Below are 24,868 nucleotides of genomic sequence, written 5' to 3'. Positions count from 1 at the left end.
CCATTTTTCTAAAAGGGGCTCTCAAAATCCTTAAAAAATGGCAATACCTGGTCCTTATCCGATACGTTCGGGTCGGTTACTTGCCAGTTGATGTTCAGCGTGGGGTCGTTCCAATGCAGACCACCCTCAGAGCCCGGATGGTAGTAGTTGGAACACTTATATAGAAATAGTGTGTCCTCTTCGAGAGCAACAAAGCCGTGAGCAAAGCCGATGGGCACGTACAGCACATTGCATCGCTTGGCGTCCAGTACCACACTCTGGTGCTGCCCGTAGGTTGCCGAATCAGGCCGAATGTCCACGATTACATCCAGCGCTCGGCCCGCAGCTACGCGCACTAGTTTGGCTTGAGCGTATGGGGGGCGCTGAAAATGCAAGCCGCGCAAAACCCCGCGCGACGAGGACGACTGATTGTCCTGCACCCACTCTTCCGTGCTGCCCAGCTTCGCCAGCTCACGGGCACTGAACGACTCAAAAAATGCCCCCCGGGCATCAGTGAATACGCGGGGGGTAAACTCAAATACTCCGGTTAGCGCGTGCTCCTTAACTTCCATTTCTAATGATGATCTAGTATAAATACGCCAGTTGTCCGGCGGCAAGATAAGGACATTTCGAAGGCTAAGAACGCTTATTATCTACATCTGCTACCACTTGCAGGTATTTATTCAGCACTAGCTGCTCATCAAATTTCTGCTCCGCTAGCTTCCGGCTAGCGCGCCCCATAGTGGCTAGCTCAACGTTGCTTAGGCGAAGCATCAGCAACATTTTTTCAGCTAAGTCGGAGGCGTCGTGGACTTGGCAGAGCAGGCCGTTTACGCCGTCCTGTACCGTTTCGCGGCAGCCGGGCACGTCGGTGGTCACGATGGGTTTGGCCATAGCGGCGGCTTCGAGAAGGGTTTTGGGCGTGCCTTCACGATAGGAGGGCAGCACAACGGCATCGGCTAGGGCGAGGTGCTCGGCTACATTGTCAGAAGTGCCTAGATATTCTACGTGGCCCGCCTGCAGCCATTCTTCCAGCACCGCCCGCTTCACGCCGATGTTACCCGACTCATCCAGCCCACCCAATAGCTGTACGCGGGTGCCGGGCACGGCGGTGCGTACCAGGCGAGCCGCCTCGAAGTACTCTTCTACGCCTTTCTCATAAAGTACCCGCGCCACCATCAGAAATGTAAATGGCTGGTTGCGCGTGAACTCTGCGGCAGGCCGAAACCGCTTGATATCCACTCCCGAACCGGGCAGCAAATCCGTGATTTGGGCCCGCACCAAGCCATGTTGCAGAAACAACTGCCGGTCGTCGTCGTTTTGAAAAAACACCCGGCGCGGAAACTGAAATGCGAACCGGTACAAGCCCAGCGCTACCCGGCTCACCATATTGCGGATGATAAATACCGTCCCCAACCCCGATACATTATTCACGCTCGGAATACCGGCCAGCTTAGCCGCCAGCGTACCGTAAATGTTGGGCTTAATGGTGTAATGCAGGATTACGTCGGGCCGCTCGCGGCGGTACAGCTGGTAAAAGCGCCGTGTGAGCTGGGCATCTTTCAGTGGGTTGGTGCCTTTGTTTTCCATGCGGATGGGCACGTAGCGGCAGCCTAATTCGGTTTCCAAACGGGCCGAGTACTCATCGGGGGGGGCTACGGCTAGCACTTCGTGACCAGCGGCCTGCAGGGCTTTCACTAGGCTACGCCGAAAATTCCAAATATTCCAGGAGGTGTTAATAACTATGGCAACGCGCATCAGTCAGGCAGTATTTCAGACAAAGGTAGAAGGCACCGCCCGAAAAGATGATGCCGACCTAAGCTGCGGATGGTACTTTGCGCCGCGTTTGTTTGTTATAGGTCCAGAAATGAAATCATCTGCTGCTACTTTCCTGCGCTTTTTTGCGCTGGGGGGCTTTTTTCTGAATATGGTCGCCTGCCAGTCCTCCGACCCTGTGCAGTCGGGCCCCACGGCACCGACAGCCCCCGACCCGGCCGCGCCGGCTGCTATTTTGGGCACTTTGGAGACCGACGCGTTGGCGGCGGGCGAGGCTATTTTCGTACAACGGTGTGTGGTGTGTCACGGTCCCGATGGCAAGCTGGGAAATAATGGTGCCCACGACCTCACCAAAAGCAACCTAAATACCAATGGCCGCGTGTACATAGTAACGAATGGCCTGGGCAAAATGCCAGCGTTCAAAGACCAACTCACGGAGCAGGAAATCGAGCAGGTAGCTGCCTACTCTTTAACCCTGCATTGATTTCAGTAGCGCATGTTCGTGCTAAGGCAAATGATATAAACAACCGCACTTTTTTGAGCACGAACAGCTGAGCACCCACAACTAAGCACCACCCAAATGGCAAAAAAAACCAAGTCACATAGCTGGAGCCCCACCAACAGCAACCGGCACAATACCACTGATGCCCCCGTGGCCAATCAGCCCACCCGCGACCCCGTCACGGGCACCTACGATACTACGCAGAGCTCCGAAACAGCCGTGTTGGTGGCCGTACCCGACAAGCGTCAGCCCGACGCCACTACCCAGGAATACCTCGATGAGCTGGCATTTCTGGCCGAAACAGCAGGCGCCCAGGTAACCAAGCGCTTTGTACAACGCCTAGAAAAGCCTGATACCCGCACGTTTGTGGGCGAGGGCAAGCTAGCCGAAATCAAGGCCTACGTCAACCACACGCAGGCGAGCATGGTCATCTTCGACGATGAGCTGTCGCCCTCTCAGCTGCGCAACTTGGAAGCGGAGTTGAAAGTAAAAATCGTGGACCGGTCGCTGCTCATTATCGATATTTTTGCCCGCCGGGCGAAGTCGGCCACGGCGCGCACGCAGGTCGAACTGGCTCAGTATCAATACCTATTACCCCGCCTCACCGGCCTCTGGACTCACTTGGACAAGCAGCGTGGTGGTGGCGTATCGCAGCGCGGACCGGGTGAGACCGAGATAGAAACCGACCGCCGCGTAGTGCGCGACCGGATCGACTTTCTGAAGGAAAAACTCGAGGACTTTGATAAGCAGAGCAATACCCAGCGCAAGTCGCGCACGGGCGTGGTGCGCGTAGCTTTGGTAGGATACACCAACGTGGGCAAAAGCACCATCATGAACATGCTTTCCCGCTCCGATGTGTTTGCCGAGAACAAGCTCTTCGCTACCGTCGATTCCACGGTGCGCAAAGTGGTGCTCGAAAACATCCCGTTTCTGCTGTCTGATACGGTAGGGTTTATCCGTAAGCTGCCGACTCGCCTGATTGAGAGCTTTAAATCGACACTAGACGAGATTCGCGAGGCCGATTTGCTGGTGCACGTGGTGGATATTTCGCATCCCTCGTTTGAGGAGCAGATTGCCGTTGTAAACGACACGCTAAAGGACATTAACGCGTCTGACAAGCCCATGCTGTTAGTCTTTAATAAGATAGACCAATACAGCACCGACGCGCCGGCCTCGGCTGGGGAGCAGTTTGAGGGCATGAACCCCGATGAAGACGCTCCTGTGCGGCCAACTCTGGAGCAGCTAAAAGCCACTTATATGGCCAAGATGCATGACCCAGTTATCTTCATTTCGGCCCAGGAGCGCACGAATATCGATGAGTTGCGAAGCTTACTGTCCCGCCACGTAGCCAAGCTGCACTATCAGCGCTATCCTAATCAGCAGCCGGTAATCGAAGATCAAGAAGAGTAGCCAGCGCTTTATATAAGGCATAAAAAAGCCCCCCAGAGATTTCTGGGGGGCTTTTTTGTAGCAATAAATAAGTGAAATAATAATCGACACGTCAATCAAAACTTACCCCATCTATTTAGTAAGGCGGTACGTACCGCTTTACCTATTACCTTTTATTTGCAGCCTATACAAACAAGTTGCCGAGAGCCCAAAATGCCTTGTTATCATTAATCGAGAAGTTAAAAACGAGCTGCTGTTAAGCTACAAAGTCAAGAGCTTCGTCTTGTATTCCTTTACTCAATATCAAATATCAGGCTCGTTTTCAACTCTCAATTGACTGCCTCCTAGTTTATTACAAAAGGTGCTGTTGACTTTATTTATGAATAAAGTCAGACTACGCGAGCAGCCTTTTTGACTAATGTTACTTTAAACACAAATAGAATAGGATAGCCACAAATATTAAATTGAAATATATCAAGCATACACATTTTAATAGTTGCTTCTTAGGATATATTAGGTTATATATTTTAAGAAAAGGTTTATACAAAGTTGGGTTTATGATTTTGTGACCAATTGGTTTCATGGCTATGTTTTGAGCTGGAAAAGCACAGCACATCTTCTCAAAATTCGTATGCGTAGCGTTCTTCCTGATTAAAACTCGCATATCAGTTGTAGTATAGGAGTCTTAACTACTCTACCCCCTCTATGAAAACCTTGTACCTGATGCGCCACGCCAAGTCGAGCTGGAGTTTTGATGATTTGAGCGACCGGGAACGGCCGCTTAACGGGCGCGGGCGCACCGATGCGCCCGCTATGGGGGAGGCCTTGGCGAAACGCAACATTCACATCGATCTGCTGGTTAGCTCGCCTGCGGTGCGAGCCATGAGCACGGCCGCGTTGGTGGCAGGCGTAATCAAGTACCCGCACGAGCGGATTCAAGTAATTGAGAAGATATACCAAGCCGACGTGGGCGACCTGCTGCGGATAATGCATGAGCTGCCTAATGAAGCCAACTCGGTGCTATTGGTGGGCCACAACAACACCATTACCGATTTTGCTAACCTTCTCTCCCCCAGCAAACTACCTGAGTTACCAACGGCCGCTATCGTGTGTTTGCGCTTCGATACCGACCACTGGGCCCACGCCGACCGCAATAATGCAGAGTATTATTTCTACGACCACCCGCGGGAGAAAGAGTAAGCGCAGGAATTAATAAATAAAAGAATGTCCGGCATTGTGGTGGCCCTGCGTATAAGGGCTGACTTCTGCATTTTGCCCGAAACATCATTCCACCCTAAATTTTAGCATGGAAATGCCCCCCAAGACCCATCCCACCTTGCTGAACCGGGAGCTGAGCTGGCTGGCTTTCAATGCCCGCGTACTTCAAGAAGCCCAAACCCCGGAAGTACCGCTGCTGGAGCGGCTCAAGTTCATGGCCATTTTCTCGTCTAATCTGGACGAGTACTTTAAAGTGCGCGTGGCCACGCTCCGCCGGCTGGTAAAGCTCAAAAAGAAAACCCGCGCCAAGCTGGGTGAGGACCCCGCCGAGCAGCTCAAAAACTTACTGGAGGAAGTAAATCGGCAGCAGGAAGCCTTTGGCGATACATTTCGGGGCAGCATATTACCCGAGATGCACCGCCAGCACATTCATCTGCTCTCGGAGCACGACCTGGACAAGGAGCAGCACGAGTGGGCGTGCACATACTTTCGCGATAAGGTGCGCGATTTGCTCTCGCCCGTGATACTCGACGATAACCTGCACCATCTGTTTTTGAAGGATCAGAGCGTGTACCTCACGTTTATGCTTACCGAGCCGGTAAAGGAAAAGAAAAAGCTGCCTGAGGAGCGTATTTTGGTAATGGAATTGCCCACTAAGCGCCATGGGGGGCGTTTTGTTCAACTACCCCCCAGAGAAGAGGAGCGCTATGTGCTGTTTCTGGACGACGTGATTCGGTGCTGCGCAGCCGACCTATTTCCGCAGTACCAGCGGGTGCAGGTGCACGCCATCAAGATCTCGCGCGATGCGGAGTTAGACATTCAGGAAGAAGTGTCGGGCAACCTGATGGCCAAGATCAAGAGCAGTCTGCAAAAGCGCGAAACCGGCTATCCGGCCCGCTTGCTCTACGACCCAGCTATGCCGAAGGAAGTGCTGCGCGCCGTGATGCAGAAAACCGGTATTGGTAAGGAAGAGCTAGTGGAGGGCAGCCGCTACCACAACTTCCGCGACTTCTTCGGCTTCCCCGATGTAGGTCGCCCCGACCTAACATACCCGGCCCAGCCGCCCCTGCCCCACCCCACGCTGCCGCGCACGAGCGGTAGCATGCTGGCCGCCATTGCCGAGCGCGACCATATCCTGCATTTGCCCTATCAGTCCTTCGAGTACGTGACGCGCTTTCTCAATGACGCAGCCGTCGACCCGGATGTAATCAGCATTAGCGTGACCTTGTACCGAGTGTCGGCTAAAAGTGAGGTGGCAAAGGCGCTGGTGAAGGCTGCTAAACACGGCAAGCAGGTGACCGTGGTGGTAGAGCTGAAGGCTCGCTTCGACGAAGAATCGAATATGTATTGGGCCGAAAAGCTGCAAGACGCCGGTGCCAACGTTATTTTTGGCATTCCTGACTTGAAAGTGCATAGCAAACTGGCCTTGGTCACCCGCACCGAGGATGGGCACCCCAAGCGCTACGCTTACCTGAGCACCGGCAACTTCAATGAAGTAACCAGCCAGATTTATGCCGACCATGGTCTGTTCACGGCCGATGAGCGCCTGACCAGCGAGGTAAGTCGAGTGTTTGACTACTTTTTGGATCGGCTGCCCCAAAAAGGTTTCAAGCACTTACTAGTAGCTCCCTTTGAGCTGCGCGAACGACTCAACGCCCTTATTGACCACGAAATAAAGCTGGCCCAAGACGGTAAGGACGCTTACATCATCTTGAAAGTAAATGCCTTACAGGATGAGCGCATGATTCATAAGCTCTACGAAGCCAGTGCAGCCGGCGTGCGGGTGGAACTGCTGGTGCGGGGCATTTCCTGCCTTATCCCGCAGGTGCCCGACCAGAGCGAAAACATTGAACAGCGCGGCATCGTGGACCGCTACTTGGAGCACGCTCGCGTGTATGTATTTGGCAATGGGGGCGAAGAAAAGGTATTTATAGCCTCGTCCGACTGGATGGCCCGCAACCTAGACCGGCGCGTGGAAGTTGGCTTTCCCCTGCTCGATCCTAAAATACGAGCCGAGGTGCGCTACCTGCTCGACCTTCAGCGCCAAGACAACGTGAAGTCGCGCGATTTCCATAACAACTTCATCGGTCACGGCGACAAAAATGCCCCCCAGGTGCGAGCCCAGCTCGCCACCTACGAGTATTTGAAGAAGCTGAAGTCGGGGACTAAGGCCAGCAAGTCAACCACCACTGCTGCCCCTAAGTCCAGTGCAAAGAAAGCAGCGCATAAGTAGTAATTTGCTCAAGTCAGGGCCGCTTATAAGCGGGCCTGGCTGCACGCTGCTTTAGTTGGCAGCTAGCGTTAGAGCGGTAGGCTGGCGCGTGTCTTTGGTATTCGGGGCTTATATTTAGGCGCCCGTAGCTTTCCGGGCCGCTCGCCATGACTCGCTTTCTGGCTTATCTTCTCACCACGCTTATGTTGCTCCAGACCTTTAGTCGGGAGCTTTTGGTGTTGGATTATCAAGCCCACAAAGCGCGCATTACAGAAATGTTTTGCGTGAACAAGGCCAAGCCCCAAATGCAATGCAACGGGCGGTGCCACTTAAGCGAGGAGCTGCGCAAAGCCACTGAAAGTAAAGCCCCGGCGGCGGGCTTTGCGAAAGTAAAAATGGACGTACTAGCCCCGCTTACGTTGCGGTTGACGCAGCCGCAGCAGTGGCCGCTGCCGGGAGACAAATTTGCCCCCCAGCGGCCGGTACGTTACGTTTTTGCTCTCGTACACCGCATTTTTCATCCTCCTTCCTGGGTCTGAGCCACGTTGGCAGTCTTAATTAAGGCAGCCAACCACTCACTGATCAGCCGTTCCGCTGGAGCGTGCTGGCACGTGCTTATGCGTATCAGATTGTACCCTTTTACTTTACCAAGGATGAAGTTTTATCAGCAATCCTCTTTCTTTTTTGCTATACTCGTAGCCACTAGCCTACTTACCAGTTGCGAGAAAAATAATGCCGAGCCTGAAGCCGGCGTAGGGACCCTGGAACTGGAAATGGACCACGTAGTAGGCTCCATTCCACTTACGCTGAACACTACCACGTATAATACCGGCCTAGGCGACCAGTTCACGGTAAACACGTTTCGCTACTATCTGTCCAATATCAAGCTGCAGAAGGCCGATGGCACTGAGTATGTGCAGCCCGAAAGTTATTACTTGGTAAACCATGCTGATGAAGCCTCGCGCCACCTCACCCTCACCGACGTGCCCGTGGGCGACTATACCGGCCTTACCTTCACCATCGGTGTAGATAGTGCCCGCAACGTGTCGGGGGTGCAGCAGGGCGCATTAGCTCCCAGCGACATGTTCTGGACTTGGAACTCAGGCTATATCTACGTGAAACTGGAAGGCACCTCACCCCAGGCGCGTACGGGCGGCCTTGTGTTTCACATCGGCGGTTTTCAGTCACCTAATAACACGATCCGGACGGTGGCGCCCTCGCTGAACGGCAAGAGCATTCTGGTGCGCAAAGACCATACGCCGGAGGTGCATTTCAAGGTAGATGTGCTCAAGCTGTTTGTGGGACCCAACCCCGTACGCTTCGCGGAGCTGTCGAATACCATGGGCGGCCCCAACTCGGTGCGCGTAGCCAACAACTATAGCTCGCCCGACGGGATGTTTCGGGTAGATCATATCCATGCCAACTAAGCCAGCGTTGTGCTGGGGCATAAGCTACTCGCAAGCCTTAGTGCTCGGATTAACGGGCTGTCTGCTGACCAGCTGCCAGCCCGACCGCGACGTGCACCCTGTCGAGCGGGTGCCGGGTGCTGTGCTGCCCACTAATTTCCCAGTGCCCGTGTACGCTCTTAGCCAAAACTCGCCCAATCAGGCGGCATTCGAGTTGGGCCGCACGCTATTTTACGACGCCCGCTTGTCGCGCGACGGAAGCGTGTCGTGCGGGAGTTGCCACCAGCAGTTTGCGGCCTTTGCCCACGACGGCCACAGCGTGAGTCATGGCGTAGATGGCAGACTGGGCAAGCGCAACGCCCCGGCCCTGCAGAATTTGCGCTGGAAGCGGGATTTCTTCTGGGATGGCGGGCCTAAAAACCTGGAAACGATGCCCCTGGCTCCTATCACCGACCCCGTGGAGATGGATGAAACCCTGGAAAATGTGCTACGCAAGCTCAACGCTGACCCCAACTATAAGCGCCGCTTTGCCCGCGTGTACGGCACCCAGCCCATCGACTCCTACCAGTTTCTGCGCTCCTTGGCGCAGTTTACTGCCTCGCTCACGTCGGCCAACTCTCGCTACGACCGCTACGTGCGTAAGGAAGCGGGCGGCGTATTCTCGGAAGCGGAAGTGCGCGGGCAAGCCGTATTCACTCAGAAATGCGCCTCTTGCCACACAACCGATCTTTTTAGCGACGACTCGTTTCGGAACAACGGCTTGAGTTTCAGCTTCGAGGCCGATTCGGGCCGGGCGCATATTACGGGCCGGGCCACCGATGTAGGCCGCTTTAAGGTGCCTTCCCTGCGCAACGTGGCCCGCACGGCGCCCTACATGCACAACGGCCGTTTCCAGACGCTGCATCAGGTGCTCGACCACTATGAGCGCGGCGTCGTGGCGTCGCCTACCCTCGATCCGCTGTTGCGCGGGCCGGGGGGCAAATTGGGCCTAGTCCTGACTGCTCAGGAAAAGCGCGACCTCATCGACTTCCTGCATACCCTCACCGACGAGCAGTTTTTGCGCGATAAGCGCCTAGCTGAGCAACCCTAACCGGCTAAGTTGCCCGCGTAGTACCACGGCTTTTTCGGTCGGGGCACCTCTATCGTTGCACATGACGTCTGGGGGCTTTTTAAGCTAATGATAGGCACTAGCTACCCTAAGGCTGCACATGAGGAAAGTCGGGGCTTCACTGCCCATTTCTACCATTATTCCTTTTTATGAAAAGATATTGCCTTCTCCTCCTGCTGGGCCTGCGACATCTGCGGGTGCTTTATGGAAATCACGCCCTACGATAACCAAAGCAGCTTCGCCCTGATGCACCGCTACCGCAGCTTCAGTGGCTACCAACTGCTTGGCCAGTCGCCCGATTTTTTCCGACGGGCGCCCGCCCCTTCTTTCCCCGTCAACTAAACCACGACGATGGCTACGCGCACAACCATACTAGCGACCCCCACTGACTATGAGATATTCCGGGTAGTGGAGCTGCGCGGCAAGTATTTCCTGGCCAAGCGCCTGGATCTGAACGTGTTTATACCTTACGTGATGAATACCTCCCAAATAAACGGGCGCCAGCTGAATACCGAGGGCCTCGGCGACGTGACGGTATTTGCGGGCTACCACGTTATCCGCAACATCGAAACCTTAAGAGTACAGAGCCGCCTGATCGTGGGTGGTGGCGCTAAGCTACCTACCGGTGATTTCCGCCGCACTAGCCCCAACGGCCGGCGCTATGCCTTGCTTAACCAGCCCGGCACCGGCACCACCGATGGCTTTGTGTATGCCAACTACATCGGCAGCTTTCACAACGTGGGCCTGAGCTTAAATACCAGCTACCGGCGCTCCACCCGCAATGCCTTCGAGAATAGCCTGGCTCCCAGCACGGCTACGTTTGCCAGCTTGTTTTACCGCGTGCCGCTTAAAGGCAAGTGGCAAGTCTATCCTTCGGCGCAGGTCTTTTATGAGAAAACCGCTGGCGAAACCCTCGATGGCCACCTTACCGGTGAGCATGCCATGAATAACGCTTTGCTCGGGCCGGGCCTGGATGTGTACTACCGGAACTTTTCGCTCAATACCAGCGTGCAGTTTCCGGTGTATACCGCCTCCACCGACCATCCGGCCAGCGCGGGGCGGGTGGTAGTAGCGCTAGGCTACAGCTTACAGCAAGGCCGCTATTGGTTGAGTAAGCGTTCTTAGAAAGGCAATTTGACTACCTGGGGGGCATTTTGTAAGCCAGATTGGTGCTATCTATCCGCCATAAGCGACCTGCCTCCAGACGCCTTTCTACAATACATGCTATTAGCCACGTAGCTTTTCGTAAATTTCTATTCATGCTGCACTCTTTTGCTTCTTGTGGTGGGTGGCGCTTGCTGGCGCTGTGGTTTCTGCTTGCGGCTTGCGGGTCGGAGAAGGAAACGGGCGGCCCTACTATGCCAGAGCCTACGGTTCCGGCGGCGCCTACGCCCTATACTTTGGCAGTGCCGTCCCATTTTCCTTCGCGCTATACTATTCCGGCCGATAATCCGCTCACCGAGCAGGGCGTGGCTTTGGGTCGAATGCTTTTTCACGAGCCCCGCCTGTCGCGCACCAACACGCTTTCCTGCGGAAGCTGCCACCAACAAAAGCTGGCCTTTACCGATGGCCGGGCGCGGGCAAGAGGCGTCGATGGACTGGAGCACCCGCGGGGGGCAATGTCATTAGCCAACCTGCTCTGGGAACCTCGCCTAAATTGGGATGGTGCCAGCTCTAGCTTAGAGCAACAGGCGCGCCTACCGCTGGAAAACCCCGTGGAGATGCACCAATCCCTGGCGGCCAGCGTGAGTAAGCTCCAACAGGATGCCCAGTATCCAAAGCTATTTCAAGGTGCCTTCGGTACCACGCCCATTACGGAAGAGCAAATTCTGAAAGCCCTAGCTCAGTTTGAGCGCACCCTCATTTCGGGCAACTCCAAATACGACCGGTGGCGGCGTCAGCAAACGGCCCTTACCCGTGATGAGGAACGGGGTCGGCAGCTGTTTTATGTGCATCCCGATCCGTCTTTTGGCATTCGGGGGGGCAATTGTGGCGACTGTCACGGCGGCGACCTGCAAACCGACCACGAGTTTCGCAACAACGGCTTGGACTTGACCTTTGCTGATCGGGGCCGCGCCTTAGTCACCCAGCTTCCCACCGACAATGGCAAGTTCCGGGTGCCTTCACTGCGCAATATCGCCCTTACGGCCCCCTATATGCACGATGGCCGCTTCCAAACCCTGGAGCAAGTGCTTGACCACTACAACGACCACTTCGAGCGCAATACGCCCAACGCCGATCCGCTTATGCTTAACGCGTCAAACGAAGAGTTTGGCTTAACCCTGGCCTTAACACCTACCGAAAAAGCTCAGATCATTCAGTTTCTGCACACCCTCACCGATTCATCCTTCGTGCAGGATAAGCGCTTCTCGGACCCGTTCAAACCATAGCAATAACTGCCCGATGAGCAGGCCGTTTGTCCTAGTGTATTATCTAGGATAATGCAGTTACACGCAAAGTGCCCGCCTAGCATAAGCTGGGCGGGCACTTTGCGTATTTAGTGGGCTAATTGTTTACGTTCGGCTTAATGACCGCCGTCTTCGCTATCACTATCCGCGCCCACAAACGCCAGGCGCAGCGGCTCGCCAGCTACGGTAAAAGTCTGCTTTTCGGTCAGAGTAGCTTTATCCAGCATGTGTACTTTGCCCTGGGGGGCATTTGTGACGTACACGTAGCGGTTACTGGCTGCTAGGTAGGGCCCGGCAGCTTTGGCGTCGGGAATGAGGCTGGTGAGCGAGCGGCTCGCTTTCTCCGCCCCGGTGGCCGCGTCGAATACCGTTAGCTGCCCATTCTCCTCCAGCACTGCGATGTCTTTACCAGCCGCGTCAAGGCTCACGCGCACTAGGGCCGTGGCCGTACCTACCCGGGTCATCGTGTTAGTAGTAGTATTGATGCGAAATAACCCGTAGCCAGCCCGCGAGCCCAGAAAAGTACGAGCACCCTCGGCGTAATAAATTGTAGAAAGCCAATTGTCGCCTGAGCCGGTGGGGTACGGAATCAGGCGCTGCTCGCCAGTGCTCGTAATGGCCAATACCCCATCTGGAGCCCCAAACAAGGCCAGCTTGCCATCGGTGGCGTCGCCGTGCATGCCTTTGGTAGCCACCGTGGAAGGCGCCACCACCACACCCTGGGCATTCACAATCTTCACGCGCTCGGGCAAGGTGCCCGATACAGTGTTGTCTTTGTGCGTCACCACATAGTTACCGTTGTTGAACAGCAGCATGGCTCCATGATGAGCCGCGCCGGTCACCACGTTGGTAGGTACAGCGCGGGTGTGCAGCTCCCCTTCCTGCACATAGCTAATGGAGGCATCGCCATCATTGAAAATGCTGAAACGGTTGTGTGAGGCCACAACGTGCGAGGGCCGCGGGGCTGTGGAACGTGTGAGGGCCCACTTAGGCGTACCCTTGATATGTACATGGTCGTCGTGAGCCTCAATACCGGTATCGAAAAATTCAACCAAGCTATTAGTGGAGTTCACGACGGCCGCGAACCGGCCGCTACCGGCTGGATACACAGCGCTGCCCCCAAATCCGGTTTGAAAGCTGGTCTGCTCATTCTTAGCCGGGTTCAGCAGCGTGACGGTCGTCGAGCTTTTGTCGGTGATGAGCAGGCGGGCGAAAGCGCTTTCGGTTTCGGGTTTGGCTGGCTCGATTTCGCTGCTTTTGTCGCAGGATGTAAGGGTGGTAGCTAGCAACAGCGTAGCTAACGGATAGAGGAGTTGTTGTTTCATAGTTTTTGCATCTTTGTTGCAAATGTATACATGAAACATTGTTGCATTCATTAATTCTGTGTTAAATATTTCTGACACGCTATATTTTCTAATCACCGCTTACTGTTACTATCCGGATGGCAACTGTTTGCACCAATACGCAAGCTTCGTATTATAGAAAATGCCCCCCAGCTACAGGCTGCGGAGCATTTTCTATGTGTACCAATAGCATTAATTTTACTGCTTCGTGAATTTGCGAGGCGGCACCAAGAATATCTCGAAGCTGAAATACGGGGCGCCAGCCAGCTTATTATCAAGGACTTTGGTGCGGCCATTGCGACGGTCAAATACGTTGAAGGAGTTGTTGTAGCGATAACCACCTTCGGCCCCAAACCACAGGAAGTCATAGATTTCACGCTCCCAGCGGCCGCGAAACTTCAACTCGGTTTCGCGTAGCTCCACCGTTCTAAGGGTCGGGTCGATGGGCGAAGGCTCGCGAAACTTCAGAATATAGCTCAGGCCATTGACATCATAGCCAGCAAAGAGCAGCGACTTGGCCGAGGCATTGTGCCGTATCAGCACGCGGGCCGGAAACAGGGCCTCTACACCCCAATGGTCGCTCCAGGTGCGGTTGTACATAATAGCCGGCCAAATGCTGCGGCGACCAAATGTGTAGCCCAGTTGTGCACCGATGCCCCAGGCAAATGTGGGCGACTTTTTCCAGCCGTATACCAGCTCATAGGACATACGCAGATAGTCTTTAAGCTTTAGCTCTGAGGAAGTATAGTCGCCATTCAATTCGCCTTTCACCCGGCCCAGCACAAAATTATTTTCGTCAATAGGGCGGAGCACAACTAATTGAGTACCCAAAGTTTTGAGGCCCTTCTCCTCCAACTCGTCGTAGAGTTGGTAGCCGGTGGGCTTATCGGTGAACTCAAACTCCTCTCGCTCATAATTTACTCCAATCACCATCTTAAGGTGGGGCCGATTCCAGATTGGGATGTAGCCCTTCACCGTGAAGCGGTCATTATCGCTTACTGTTCCCTTCCGATTTGCGAAAATAGGGTTGTCCCGCGCCTCCGATGTGATACCAAAGCGGGAAGTGCGCTCGTAGTGAAAAATGAGACCCTTGCTGGGGCCTTGTCCTAAAACCGAAGGATTAGCAAACTCTTTTTCTCGGGTAGCTGTCGCTAAGGAGGCCGAATCTTGGGGCAGGGGCGCGGGGGCCGGATACACCCGCGTACGGGGCGGCCCAGTGGGAGGCGGCACGTCTTGCGCCTGCACCCCGCTGGCAGCGAAGAGAACAAGCGCTACTCTTAAAATTTGCCCCCCACGGCGCGAAAAGGCAGAAATCATTGTCATAATAGACTAGAAATAACTTCGTCAGAAAGCCCAAAATGGCTGATTGTGGGCTTAACGTCTTTCATTAAAAAACGGCCAATAAATTGGGGTGCTGCCACAAGAAAAAATGGTCAAACAGCAACGGTTTAAACAACCGGCCATTTGACCATTTTTTAAATTGACTGTTTCTCTAAAACAGGAAGTCGAAGCCGACAAAAACCAGATTCTCCTCGCCGACCGAGTAAGTGGCATTAACTACCACTTGCTTCAGAATATCGGCCCAAACGCCACCACCAACGGCGGTGTGATAGGCCCGCAGGCCTGTGCGCTGATCGTATTGACTAAACACGCGGGCGGCATCGGCCAGACCCATTACCCCAAACTTAGCGGGGAAGAGATAAGCGTTGAAAGTAAAGAGTTGTAGCCGCACCTCCGCGTTGGCAAACACCGTGCTGCGGCCGGCAAAGCGCGTGCGCCGGTAGCCGCGCAGGTTGGTGGTGCCACCCAAGGTATTGGCCTGGAAGAACCGATAGTCGCCCAGGTTGCGGGCGCCCCCGATACGACCGGCCCAAGTGAGCTGGAACGGAAAGTTGGGCGTTAGGTAAAAGCGGAATTCTGATGCCAAACGGCCAAAATTGAGCTGCTCGCCGTTGAGCTGGAAGTTATATTCGGCGGAGTTGTACCAGCGCAGGCCAATGCGCGGATTCTTGGGCGAGCTGGCTGCGTCGATGTTCATGTAAAAACGCCCCCCAGCGTAGCGGTTCGTGCCAAAATCGGAAGCCCGAATGCCTACTGCGGCCCCACTTACGCCGTTGTCGCTTTCTGGGTCGAGGCCGTTGTTGATCTCGCTGCCAATGGGGTTGCGCTCAACGTGAAACTGATCGTACTGGGGGCCAAATCCGACTTTCAGGAAGCTGAATACATCCTTCTCCAGTACCGGCGATACATAGAAGCGTGAGAAACGGATTCGGTAAGTTTCGTTGATGTCGCGGGCGCGCACGCGGCCTTCCCGGTCAGCCAGCACATTCTTGGTGTCGTTACCTAGGCCGAAGTAGTTGTACAGCAACTGTGGGCCGTACAGTTGGCTGGTCACGTTCAGATCATACTTGCCAAACATATCCGTGAACACACCGCGGTAGCGCACATTATACGCTTTCTGGGAAGGCGAGTAGTTAGCGACTAACGACTGATCGGATGCGAAGGGCTCTTTACGGAATGCGTAGTTACGGTACGTAACGCCACCGCCAAAAAACAGCCGGTCGTCTACGTTATAACCGAAGTACAGCGTGGGCCCTATGTAATCGAGGCGGTAGTCTTTGCGGTCGGCCCGGTTGGGGTTGTCGTAGCGGCTCACCTCAGTACCAGGCTCTAAGCGCAGGCGGGCATCGCGGCCCTTAATGATGACGTTGCCCGTATCGGCATCGTAGATATGCAGTTGATGTTCAGGCCCGCGCACATTCGACCGGTCGATGATGGAGTCGCGGTCGGTACCGGCGATGATGCGCAGCTTAAGTCCGTCTCTTACGTCGCCATTGATGTTGTAAATATCATTGCCGGCAAAGCCATAGAGGCGCACTTCCTGGGTAACATTGTTATCGAAGGTGCGGTCGTAGAGCTTTTTGGTCAGCTCCCCATCCTTGTTGATTTTCTGGACTTGTACGCGGGTTTTGTTGTCGGGCAGGCGGTCTACTGTAAACTTCTCTCGCTTACTGCTGCCTTTCACCTCCGTAATTTTGGAAAGCACCGCGTAGTAATCGGCGGCTAGCTGAGGCAGCAATTCGCGGCGGCTCTTGAGCTTGGCAATTATTTCGGGGCCGTGTAGCTTATAAATCTGCTCGGGCCAGCGCTCGCGGAAAGCTTTCTCAATTACCTCATCGGTCAGGGCAGCTTTCATTTCCTCAGCGTGCTTCACCCAGTCTTCCTTGGTTACGGAAGCCATAAATACGCGGTCATTGGCCAGCGCAGTCAGGTTAAGACCTTTGTAATCAGCATAATCGTAGCCAAAGTTCTGGAAGTTACGGATACCCCAACCCCGGCTTACTAGGTAAGGCAACAGGCCGTCGCCTTTAAAGAAGACCACGTCGCGGTCTTCGGGCACGGCCGTAAACTTCCGGTCGCCATCGTCGTCTTTCCGCTCGGCCCAGCGCCATTGGTCCTCGTGGCGGTCCCAGTCGCCGACCCACATATCAAAGAGGCGTGAGCGGGCGAAAGCCTTTTCCCTGACCTGGTTGTCATTATCCTCAATCAAGCGCTCCAGCACCCGGTCGCTGCCAACCAAGTTGGTAGCATTACCCAAGGAGGCTACATCGCTCTGGTCATCTTTGGGATCTTCTTCCAGTGCGGCGGGCGTATTCGAGAACTTCTCAAAGTACTGCCCCAGCAGTGGATCCTGCGGGATATAGCGCGGCTCAGGATTGGTATGCAGAATACCAGCCGCCGAGGCCAGGGGAGGCAGCACAAACGATCCGTAAGGGTGCTGCGAGGAAATCTGGTCTTGTAAAATATCCTTTGCCGCTCCCTCGCGCAGGGCTTCAGGCAGTACAGCCGATGGGTCTTTGTTCAAGCCCCGCAGGGTGTAATTGCGGCCTTCTTCGTTGCGAACTTTGAGGGAAGCTGTTTGTTTGCCGCCACCTATCTTATAAGGTGTGAGGCCACCTTTCTCGGTTGCTAAGTCCAGCACCGGAAAGCGCACGGGCGTAGCCCACTCGGCCCGGTAGTGGTCACCGAAGAACAAGCGGAAGAAACGGCTCCGCTGCGCGTAGCGTGGGTTAATAGCCACAGTTACGGTGCTGTCGCGGAAGTCGGCGCTGGGGGGCAAATTTACCTCATCTACCAGTCCTACCTGGGCTACCGGCGGTAACGGCTTTTTGGCATACAGTGGGCTGCGGAACACCATACGCCCGGTTTCACCGTTGCCGGACGGAACCCAAAACTCCGTCCAGACCTCACCATTGGCGTAGTAGTTGACGCGAGAAAAGCCCTTTTCTTTATCCGAGAACGTAGCGCCAGCGTCGCGGCCAGTACGCACGTGCTGGGTTTTGCAGCCCGAGCCGCTCGTAATAAAGTGGGTATCGTTAACCTTGAAATACTGAAGGTTATGCTCGTGTCCGTTGGCGTACACCACGTTCGGATACTTGGTAAAAATCTCCATCAGGCTCTTTTTATACGCCTGATATAATGGATGCGGAATATCCTGGCTGATGCCGCCGTACTTGCGGGCAAACGGATACACGGAGCCGATGATGGGCAGCGGCACAAACGCGTACTTATACACGATGGAAATAGGGAAGATATGGTCAGCTAGGGTGAAATAGCCCCCGTGAATACCATCCGAGAACAATGGATGGTGCGCAATAACCATAATATTCTTGTCCCTGTTGCGCTGAATGATATCCTCGAGCTGCGTGTAAAAGTCCGTTTCGTTGGCTACGCCACAACCGCTGTTAGAGCCATAGGGCCTCTCTTTGGTTTGTAGGAACCACTGCGAGTTGATGGCAATCATCACCAGATCGTCCTGGAGGCGCACCTCAAAGGGACCGGGGCAGGCGTCGCGCGGAATAAAGAAGTCGCCGGTGTAGGAGAAGGCGGCCGAGTCGCGCATCATGTAGTCTTCCACGAAACGCTGCTGCCGGTTTACCTGCGCCACGCTGCCGGTGCGTCCCTGCTTCCAGTCATGGTTGCCCGGAATCATATACTTTTCGCCGGCGTATTCGCGCAGTATATCCAGCTGAGCCGTAATGCGCTTCTCCGATACCTCGCGGTCGTGGGCTTGCTCCTCGGGCAGGCCGTACTCGTAGATGTTGTCGCCGAGATAGATAGTAGTGCTCTTCGGCCCGGCGGCCAGCATCTGCCGGCGCATAAAGTTCAAAGAAGGCTCACCAGGTGCTTTTAGCTCCGGCGCTCCTACATCGCCAATCAGAAAAACCGAATAGCGAAGGGTGCTGCTGTCGGGGGGCGTTTTGGATTGCCAGTTCTCCCCTCCATGATTATAGTTGGGGCGCTCGGGGCGGGGGGTTTGGGGGTTCTGTGCTACGGCCACGGACAAGCCCCATGGACCAGCAAGCAGCAGGCAGCAAGACAGAAAAAACCTTCTCATACGGAAGTAAAACAGCTTTTATATAAACTCGGCTAATGACAGAAACAACTTTTTCAACGGATACCTAAGTTAATTAAACCCAGCAAAAGTTTAAGAAAAAATTGGTAAACTTAAAATTGTATTCTTAATGCTTTACTAATACGTCCTTACCACTTGTAGGTAGTGCCTGCCCTACGTAAGCTGGAAGAACACGGTTCAGTCTTGGCTAAAAACCTCCGGAACCAATTCGCGTTTTAAGCCAATTAGTAGCTTAGGGTTAGTCCTGTCAGCCCCGCACCTCATTTTTCCTCATGGAACCAACCACAGTAATAAAAAAGGCTAAATCCGACATCCTGCGACAGGCAAAGGCTTACATCACGACACTTGTCGAGGAAAAGTTGCCTAAGCAGCTTGTTTACCATTCGCTCAAACATACTATAACAACTGTGAAAGAAGCGCGCGCGCTGGGCGAGAGCGCGGGCTTAGGTGCGGATGACTTAGAGGCCTTGGAACTGGCAGCCTGGTTTCATGACACAGGCTACCTCGATACGTACGATGGCCACGAGTACCGCAGCATGGAGCGGGCGGGGCAGTGGCTACAGGCACAGGGCTACCCGCCCGAGCGCATTGCCCTGATTCAGGACATGATACGGGCCACGCACCGCAACGAGCCCCGCGAAACGGAGCTTCAGCAACTACTCGTGGATGCGGACCTGAGCAGCCTGGGTCGAGAAGACTTCGGGGCCAGTGGGGAGCTCTTGCGTGCCGAGTGGGAAACCATGCTGGGCCAAACCTATAGCAACACGGAATGGGCCGAACTTCAGCTCAACTTTCTGCTCACGTCTAAGTTTCGCACCAAGGCTGCTCAAGACCGCTACCACGAGCAATACGAGGCCAACGTAAAGGAGCAAAAGAAGAAGCTCAAGAAGACAGAGAAGAAGGAGAAAAAGAAGAAGGAAGAAATACAGGGCACCTTCGCTGAGGGCAAGCGCGGCGTCGAAACCATGTTTCGGACGACGTATGATAATCACGTTTCGCTTTCACAGATGGCTGATAACAAGGCCAATATGATGATTAGCCTGAACGCGGTTATCCTCTCTATTCTTATCACCTATCTGGGGGCCAAAACGTCGTCTATTGGGCCGGAGTTTACGCGCAATCCTATCCTGACCGTGCCCATGGCGTTGCTGGTAACTACGGCGCTGGGCTCAGTAGTCTCGGCCATCCTCTCGGCCCAGCCCGATGTGACAACTTTTAAATGGCTGAAGAAAAGCCCCGCCATTGCTACCAACCGCCGCATCAACATTCTATTCTTTGGCAACTTCACCAAGCTCAGCCTCGATGATTTCCAGGGTGGCATGAACGAGCTAATGCGCAATAAAGACCTCATGTACACCAACATGATAACCGACATTTATTATTTGGGCGAGGTTTTAAGTCGCAAGTACCGCCTGCTGCGCATCAGCTACACCATCTTCATGGTCGGCTTGATTCTGACGGCCTTATCGTTTGGCATTGTTCTGTTGTATAAAGCCTAGCTACATTCCGCATCATAAAAAAGCCCCCCAGAACACTTCTAGGGGGCTTTTTTATGATGCGGAATGTAAGTAGCAAGATGCCATGTAGTGCAAGCTTTATGGTGTTACACCTTTGCCATACGCTCACCCAATACGGCCAAGTTGCTAATAGAGCGGTACAAAAAGCGGTGCATCCGATGTAATTGCCCAAAGCGAATCAATGGGCTGGGGCTGGCCACGTGGCCATAGCGAAAATCGAGGGTGAGGAAGCAGGATTTCTCATCCACCACCTCGATAAAAAAGAAAAGCAGCGAGTTGGGAAACAGTCGGAAGTGGGAGATTTTTTCCACGTATTCGATGCGCTCCTCGCCTTCAAAGCTCTGCACGGTTTGAAAGTCAATCTGGCCCCGATTGATATCTACTTTATAGCTAGTACCCAGCCGGTCGGCCTTGCTAATATCGTAGTGCACAGCGGTAGCGCCTTCCATCCATACGCGCCGCAGGCGCAGGTTGCGCACCAGCCGGAAGGCATAAGCAGCAGGCACCCGCATAGCATGGCGTACTTTCAGGGAGTTGCCCCGACCACTCGGCGCGCCGTTGGGCTCGTTGTGGCCCCGCAGCAGCAAGCGCAAAGGAGTAAGATGGGCGTAGCGATAGTGAATGTCGCCGAGGTATTCGTAGGTAGTTGTGCCCCCCAGCAGGCGGGTCCAGGTAAAACTGCGCTTCAAATCAGCGAGATTTTGCGTTTTCAAGTACCCCTCCGACAGCAGCATGTACTCGCTGCCGACTACGTTGTTTTTAAGCAACCGATGTACCACAATTACATCACGCCCCATTAGCTTGGTGAAGTGCCGGATCTGAGCCACGTTCACGCGGCCGTAGTGCACTACGATCTTTAGCGTCAGGTCATGAGCACGCAGGGCAGCTCCAAGTTCGGAGGCATTGTCGCGCTCTACGAGGCGCAAGTAGTTCTGAAAATCAAGGAAAATACTCCGGCACTGTGCTATCAGCTCGTGCACGGGCGGTGGCGGCCCCAACCTATAAAACAGAATAGCATCGCCTTGAATCTCTGATACTTCCATATCCAGCGTATTCGCCTCGATGAGAATCTCCAGCAGGTCGGCAATCAGATAAGGAGCAAGTGGGCTCCCGGAGGTCTCTATAAAGCGAGTAAAGCCACTGATATCAGGAATAAAAAGCAGGGCCGGCTGCATCCCATCACCATCGGCACCCGGGGGTGCTTTTCGTCTGGTGCCTGCTACGCGCCGCGAAGCATGTAACTCGTCCAATAAGCCCATGCAGAAGCGAAAAAAGGATATAAAAATGGCTATGGCACGCGCCACGCCTGCCGCCTATACGCAGGCACCCTCATCGTAGGTTTGGCTAAGCCGAGGGTTTGGGGCTACCTTTGTTTCAGCTTCTGCACTGGCCCCGTAGTTCAACGGATAGAATAAGGGTTTCCTAAACTTTAGATGTGAGTTCGATTCTCGCCGGGGCCACCAAACCACTATAAGTCAACTACTTATAGTGGTTTTTTTATTAAAACGCGATATGTTAACGAAGTCAGTGTTAACAACAAAAACATTAATAAACTCACTAGAGGCGCTTTGTTATAAACTGACGATTAGGCTATTAGTATATGTTCACCTTATTAGTTCACACACGATCCACACTGTACTAGAGTCATTTTATTAGTGCCCACGTACTGAATGTTACTCGTTTATTTAGGTTTTTCTTTTTCGCTGTCTGCCGCGCCCCTCCCCTGATCTTTCACCCACGCTCAGGATCCCCATGCCCCACGGCTTAATTACACCTTCCCCCGAAACGGTTAGTATTATCATTCCCACCTTCAATGAAGCTGATTGCATTGGGGAGTTGCTCACCTACCTGAGAAAGAGTAGTGGGCCCAATGCGGACCTGGAAATCATCGTAGCTGATGGGCATAGCACCGATGCTACGGCTGAAGTAGCGAGGCGGGCCGGCGCCCGCGTGGTGCTGTGCCCCTGCAAAGGCCGCGCGGCCCAGCTCAACTACGGCGCCTCACAGGCTGGGGGGCAAATTCTGTACTTTCTGCACGCCGACACCTATCCACCGCCCACGTTCTTAGCCGATATTCGGCAGGCGTTGGGGCCGGCGGGCTACGGTAGCGGGTGCTACCGCCTTGCCTTCGACTACCCACACTGGTTTTTGCGCGTGAGTGCTTGGTTTACCCGCTTCGATGTAGAGCTCGTGCGCTTCGGCGACCAAAGCCTGTTCGTTCGCCGGGAGGTGTTTGAGCAGGCCGGCTGCTACCGCGCCGATATGATTATGCTCGAAGATCAGGAAATAATCGGGCGGCTGAGGCGACATGGTCGCTTCCAAATATTGCCCGCCACCGTTGTGACCTCGGCCCGCAAGTACCTCGATAATGGCATTTTCCGGCTTCAAGGGGCATTTTCGGTGCTTACCTTACTCTACCGCCTAGGTTTCTCGCAACCCCAGCTGCTGCGGGTGTATCGCACCTTGATTCGGCAGGACAAGCTGTGAAGGATGGTTTACAATAAAAAAGACCTTTCCGGCGGAAAGGTCTTCGGCTAGGTATCCTAGTTAATTGTTTACCAGTAATCTGGGGGGCTTTTTAGTCGGCCAGCATTCCCTGACTGACAGCGTACTTGATGAGGGCGGCGGTATTCTTGGCCTGGGTTTTCTCGATGATGTTCTGGCGGTGGGTCTCGATCGTGCGCTTGCTGGTGAAGAGCTTGTCAGCAATTTCCGCGTTGGTCAGCCCCTCGGCTATTAGGTTCAGCACTTCCAGCTCCCGCTTCGATAGGCCGCTGGCCGCCTTCGCCGCCATATTGCTAGTCGTATCAGGCGCGTGCATTTTGCGCAGAAGCGCCATCCCGATAACCGTGCACAAATACGGATGGCCCGCCGCTACCGTGTTGATGGCATAAATCAGCTCCGTGCGGCCCGTGCTTTTCAGGGCGTAGCCTAAAGCTCCCAGCTCGACAGCCTGGGCCACGTAGCGCTCATTATCCAGCATCGACAACACTAGAATTCGCACTTCTGGGAAGCGTTCGCGTACCAGTGGAATGGTTGCGAAGCCATCCGAGCCTGGCATATTCAGATCTAGCACCACTACGTCGCAGGGCGTGGTGGCCAGCATGTTCACTAGCTCGGTGCCACTGCCAGCCTCTCCTACTACCTCCAAACCAGGTTCTTCGCGGAGTAGGGAACGGACGCCGTCACGAATAATGGCGTGGTCATCAATAAGAATTATGCGAATCATGAAAACTGACTAGGTGAAGACAGGTCGTGGTGGAACAAGTAACCGAGGCAAGCACCGTAGGTTTGACGTAAAAGGACACTTTTTGGCAATAAATTCAACTAAGATAACTCTCCACGGAAGGGGGTTATAATTTCAGCTTCAAATTCCCGTATTAACCCTGAAGTAAATAGTAGCCTAGCATCCTATTATCTCGTATAAATACGTATAATCTGGGGATATTACTTTTACGCAAAAAGTTTGCAGACGGTGATTGTTCCACTTCCCTCTATTTGCTCTAGCAACGTATGCTACGCGTGGCCATCGAACCCAAAGTAGGCTTTCGTAGTTACTAGGTCATCAATTTCCGGAGGCATTAGTGTTTTGCGCTAGTGCATGCTTTGGCTACCTGGTCAAGTCCGCTTGACGAGTTGTTATCTAATTCAGCCACATTATTTAAACCTGCCGGCGTTGGCACTGTCTTAATTCTTTTGCTCTTCTATTCTTCTATCCTATGATTCGAGTAATTCTGGCCGATGACCACGCCATCATTCGTGATGGAATCCGCGCGCTCCTATTAGAGGACAAGGGGCTGGAAGTGCTGGCTGAGGCTGGCAATGGCCAGGAGTTGCTCGATATACTAGCCACCACGCCTTGTGATGTGGTGATGATGGACGTAAACATGCCGCTGATGGATGGCTTTGCAGCCATGCCTCACCTGCGCCAAGACTTTCCAGAGGTTAAGGTGCTGATCCTATCTATGCTTGACCACCCCAACTATGTGGCGCGCATGCTGGATGCCGGAGCTTCGGGGTACGTTCTCAAAAACGCCGACATTTCCGAAATCACCCACGCTATTCGCACTGTAGCCGCTGGCCGTCAGTATCTGTGTACCGAAATTGGCTTAACGCTGCTTCAACAAGTCTCGACCGCGGCGCCACTACCGGATAACGGGGTGCGCAAACCGAACGATCTGTCGAAGCGGGAGTTGGAGGTACTGGCCTTGATTGCGGAAGGCATGACCAATGCCGAGATTGCCGACAAGCTTTTTACCAGCAAGCGCACCATCGAGACTCACCGCCAGAACATCATCGAGAAAACCCAGGCCAAGAACACGGCTGCCCTCATCAAGTACGCTGTCAGCCAAGGGCTGATTGAATAACGACGTTTATAGTCTAAAACCAGACCGGCCGCCAGATATCTGGCGGCCGGTCTGGTTTTAGGAGGTATTGGTTGTTTTCACAGCGCAGAAAGGCTCCCCGAATGGGATCTGCGGAAGAGGGCGGAGTCCGAAATGCCCCCCAGCGCCAAGCACTGCTTGGGCGAGGTTGTTTTCAGTATTGAATAAACGGGAAAGGGATTTAAGTGACCACCGAATACATACCTATT

At 54.1% G+C, this 24,868-nt stretch carries 20 protein-coding genes and 1 tRNA gene; 14 read left to right on the top strand and 7 right to left on the bottom strand.

Annotated features, from left to right (window positions below; translation table 11 throughout):
• Positions 1-8 precede the first annotated feature (8 nt).
• Both rfbC and ACW9KT_RS03005 read right to left on the bottom strand, forming a co-directional pair.
• Positions 9-551 carry a dTDP-4-dehydrorhamnose 3,5-epimerase gene (gene rfbC / locus ACW9KT_RS03010; RefSeq protein ID WP_457077908.1) on the bottom strand — a complete coding sequence of 181 codons (543 nt, stop codon included), beginning with the start codon at positions 549-551 and terminating at the stop codon, positions 9-11.
• 64 nt (positions 552-615) lie between these two features.
• Positions 616-1,737, bottom strand: a complete 1,122-nt coding sequence (locus ACW9KT_RS03005; RefSeq protein ID WP_457077907.1) for a glycosyltransferase family 4 protein — start codon at positions 1,735-1,737, stop codon at positions 616-618.
• On the opposite strand from ACW9KT_RS03005, the gene ACW9KT_RS03000 reads away from it, so the two are divergent.
• The 10 genes from ACW9KT_RS03000 to ACW9KT_RS02955 all read left to right on the top strand — a co-directional run bounded on the left by ACW9KT_RS03000 (position 1,724) and on the right by ACW9KT_RS02955 (position 11,980).
• The gene (locus tag ACW9KT_RS03000) at positions 1,724-2,239 is read left to right on the top strand and encodes a c-type cytochrome (protein ID WP_457077906.1); all 516 of its coding nucleotides are present in this window, start codon (positions 1,724-1,726) and stop codon (positions 2,237-2,239) included. The genes ACW9KT_RS03005 and ACW9KT_RS03000 overlap by 14 nt on opposite strands.
• Before the next feature lie 96 nt (positions 2,240-2,335).
• A complete protein-coding gene (hflX, locus tag ACW9KT_RS02995; RefSeq protein WP_457077905.1) occupies positions 2,336-3,667 on the top strand; it encodes a GTPase HflX in 1,332 nt (443 codons plus the stop codon).
• 684 nt (positions 3,668-4,351) lie between these two features.
• Entirely contained in the window at positions 4,352-4,846 is a 495-nt protein-coding gene (locus ACW9KT_RS02990) for a SixA phosphatase family protein (protein WP_457077904.1), read from the top strand.
• Between the two features lie 106 nt (positions 4,847-4,952).
• Positions 4,953-7,097: a polyphosphate kinase 1 gene (gene ppk1, locus ACW9KT_RS02985; RefSeq protein WP_457077903.1), complete on the top strand. Its 2,145-nt coding sequence runs from the start codon at positions 4,953-4,955 to the stop codon at positions 7,095-7,097.
• A gap of 146 nt (positions 7,098-7,243) precedes the next feature.
• Positions 7,244-7,615, top strand: coding sequence for a hypothetical protein (locus tag ACW9KT_RS02980; protein ID WP_457077902.1), 372 nt, complete (start codon positions 7,244-7,246; stop codon positions 7,613-7,615).
• 114 nt (positions 7,616-7,729) lie between these two features.
• Positions 7,730-8,503, top strand: coding sequence for an MbnP family protein (locus ACW9KT_RS02975; RefSeq protein ID WP_457077901.1), 774 nt, complete (start codon positions 7,730-7,732; stop codon positions 8,501-8,503).
• Positions 8,493-9,572 carry a cytochrome-c peroxidase gene (locus tag ACW9KT_RS02970; RefSeq protein ID WP_457077900.1) on the top strand — a complete coding sequence of 360 codons (1,080 nt, stop codon included), beginning with the start codon at positions 8,493-8,495 and terminating at the stop codon, positions 9,570-9,572. Before ACW9KT_RS02975 ends, ACW9KT_RS02970 begins: the two co-directional genes overlap by 11 nt.
• A gap of 222 nt (positions 9,573-9,794) precedes the next feature.
• Positions 9,795-9,932: a hypothetical protein gene (locus ACW9KT_RS02965; RefSeq protein ID WP_457077899.1), complete on the top strand. Its 138-nt coding sequence runs from the start codon at positions 9,795-9,797 to the stop codon at positions 9,930-9,932.
• 9 nt (positions 9,933-9,941) lie between these two features.
• Entirely contained in the window at positions 9,942-10,715 is a 774-nt protein-coding gene (locus tag ACW9KT_RS02960) for a hypothetical protein (RefSeq protein WP_457077898.1), read from the top strand.
• A gap of 134 nt (positions 10,716-10,849) precedes the next feature.
• Positions 10,850-11,980: a cytochrome-c peroxidase gene (locus ACW9KT_RS02955; protein WP_457077897.1), complete on the top strand. Its 1,131-nt coding sequence runs from the start codon at positions 10,850-10,852 to the stop codon at positions 11,978-11,980.
• Positions 11,981-12,114: 134 nt separating this feature from the next.
• Here the strand turns inward: ACW9KT_RS02955 and ACW9KT_RS02950 are convergent, their stop codons facing one another.
• From ACW9KT_RS02950 to ACW9KT_RS02940, 3 genes are all read right to left on the bottom strand, one after another.
• Complete coding sequence (locus ACW9KT_RS02950) at positions 12,115-13,323, bottom strand: YncE family protein (RefSeq protein WP_457077896.1); 1,209 nt, start codon at positions 13,321-13,323, stop codon at positions 12,115-12,117.
• Positions 13,324-13,539: 216 nt separating this feature from the next.
• The gene (locus ACW9KT_RS02945) at positions 13,540-14,658 is read right to left on the bottom strand and encodes a DUF6268 family outer membrane beta-barrel protein (protein WP_457077895.1); all 1,119 of its coding nucleotides are present in this window, start codon (positions 14,656-14,658) and stop codon (positions 13,540-13,542) included.
• A gap of 175 nt (positions 14,659-14,833) precedes the next feature.
• Positions 14,834-18,739 carry a metallophosphoesterase gene (locus tag ACW9KT_RS02940; protein ID WP_457077894.1) on the bottom strand — a complete coding sequence of 1,302 codons (3,906 nt, stop codon included), beginning with the start codon at positions 18,737-18,739 and terminating at the stop codon, positions 14,834-14,836.
• Between the two features lie 290 nt (positions 18,740-19,029).
• On the opposite strand from ACW9KT_RS02940, the gene ACW9KT_RS02935 reads away from it, so the two are divergent.
• Positions 19,030-20,256: a Pycsar system effector family protein gene (locus ACW9KT_RS02935; protein WP_457077893.1), complete on the top strand. Its 1,227-nt coding sequence runs from the start codon at positions 19,030-19,032 to the stop codon at positions 20,254-20,256.
• A gap of 104 nt (positions 20,257-20,360) precedes the next feature.
• Here ACW9KT_RS02935 and ACW9KT_RS02930 read toward each other — a convergent pair whose 3' ends face one another.
• On the bottom strand, positions 20,361-21,533 hold the full coding sequence (locus ACW9KT_RS02930; RefSeq protein WP_457077892.1) for a DUF2652 domain-containing protein: 1,173 nt from the start codon (positions 21,531-21,533) through the stop codon (positions 20,361-20,363).
• A gap of 129 nt (positions 21,534-21,662) precedes the next feature.
• Here ACW9KT_RS02930 and ACW9KT_RS02925 point away from each other — a divergent pair.
• Together ACW9KT_RS02925 and ACW9KT_RS02920 are read left to right on the top strand one after the other, a co-directional pair.
• A tRNA-Arg gene (locus ACW9KT_RS02925) sits at positions 21,663-21,737 on the top strand.
• A gap of 289 nt (positions 21,738-22,026) precedes the next feature.
• Complete coding sequence (locus ACW9KT_RS02920) at positions 22,027-22,761, top strand: TIGR04283 family arsenosugar biosynthesis glycosyltransferase (protein ID WP_457077891.1); 735 nt, start codon at positions 22,027-22,029, stop codon at positions 22,759-22,761.
• A 91-nt stretch (positions 22,762-22,852) separates the two neighbouring features.
• Here the strand turns inward: ACW9KT_RS02920 and ACW9KT_RS02915 are convergent, their stop codons facing one another.
• The gene (locus tag ACW9KT_RS02915) at positions 22,853-23,503 is read right to left on the bottom strand and encodes a response regulator (RefSeq protein ID WP_457077890.1); all 651 of its coding nucleotides are present in this window, start codon (positions 23,501-23,503) and stop codon (positions 22,853-22,855) included.
• Between the two features lie 490 nt (positions 23,504-23,993).
• On the opposite strand from ACW9KT_RS02915, the gene ACW9KT_RS02910 reads away from it, so the two are divergent.
• Positions 23,994-24,641: a response regulator gene (locus tag ACW9KT_RS02910; protein ID WP_457077889.1), complete on the top strand. Its 648-nt coding sequence runs from the start codon at positions 23,994-23,996 to the stop codon at positions 24,639-24,641.
• Positions 24,642-24,868 lie beyond the last annotated feature (227 nt).

The organism is Hymenobacter sp. HD11105 (assembly GCF_054051685.1).
This window is presented reverse-complemented; position numbering and strand designations above follow the sequence as displayed.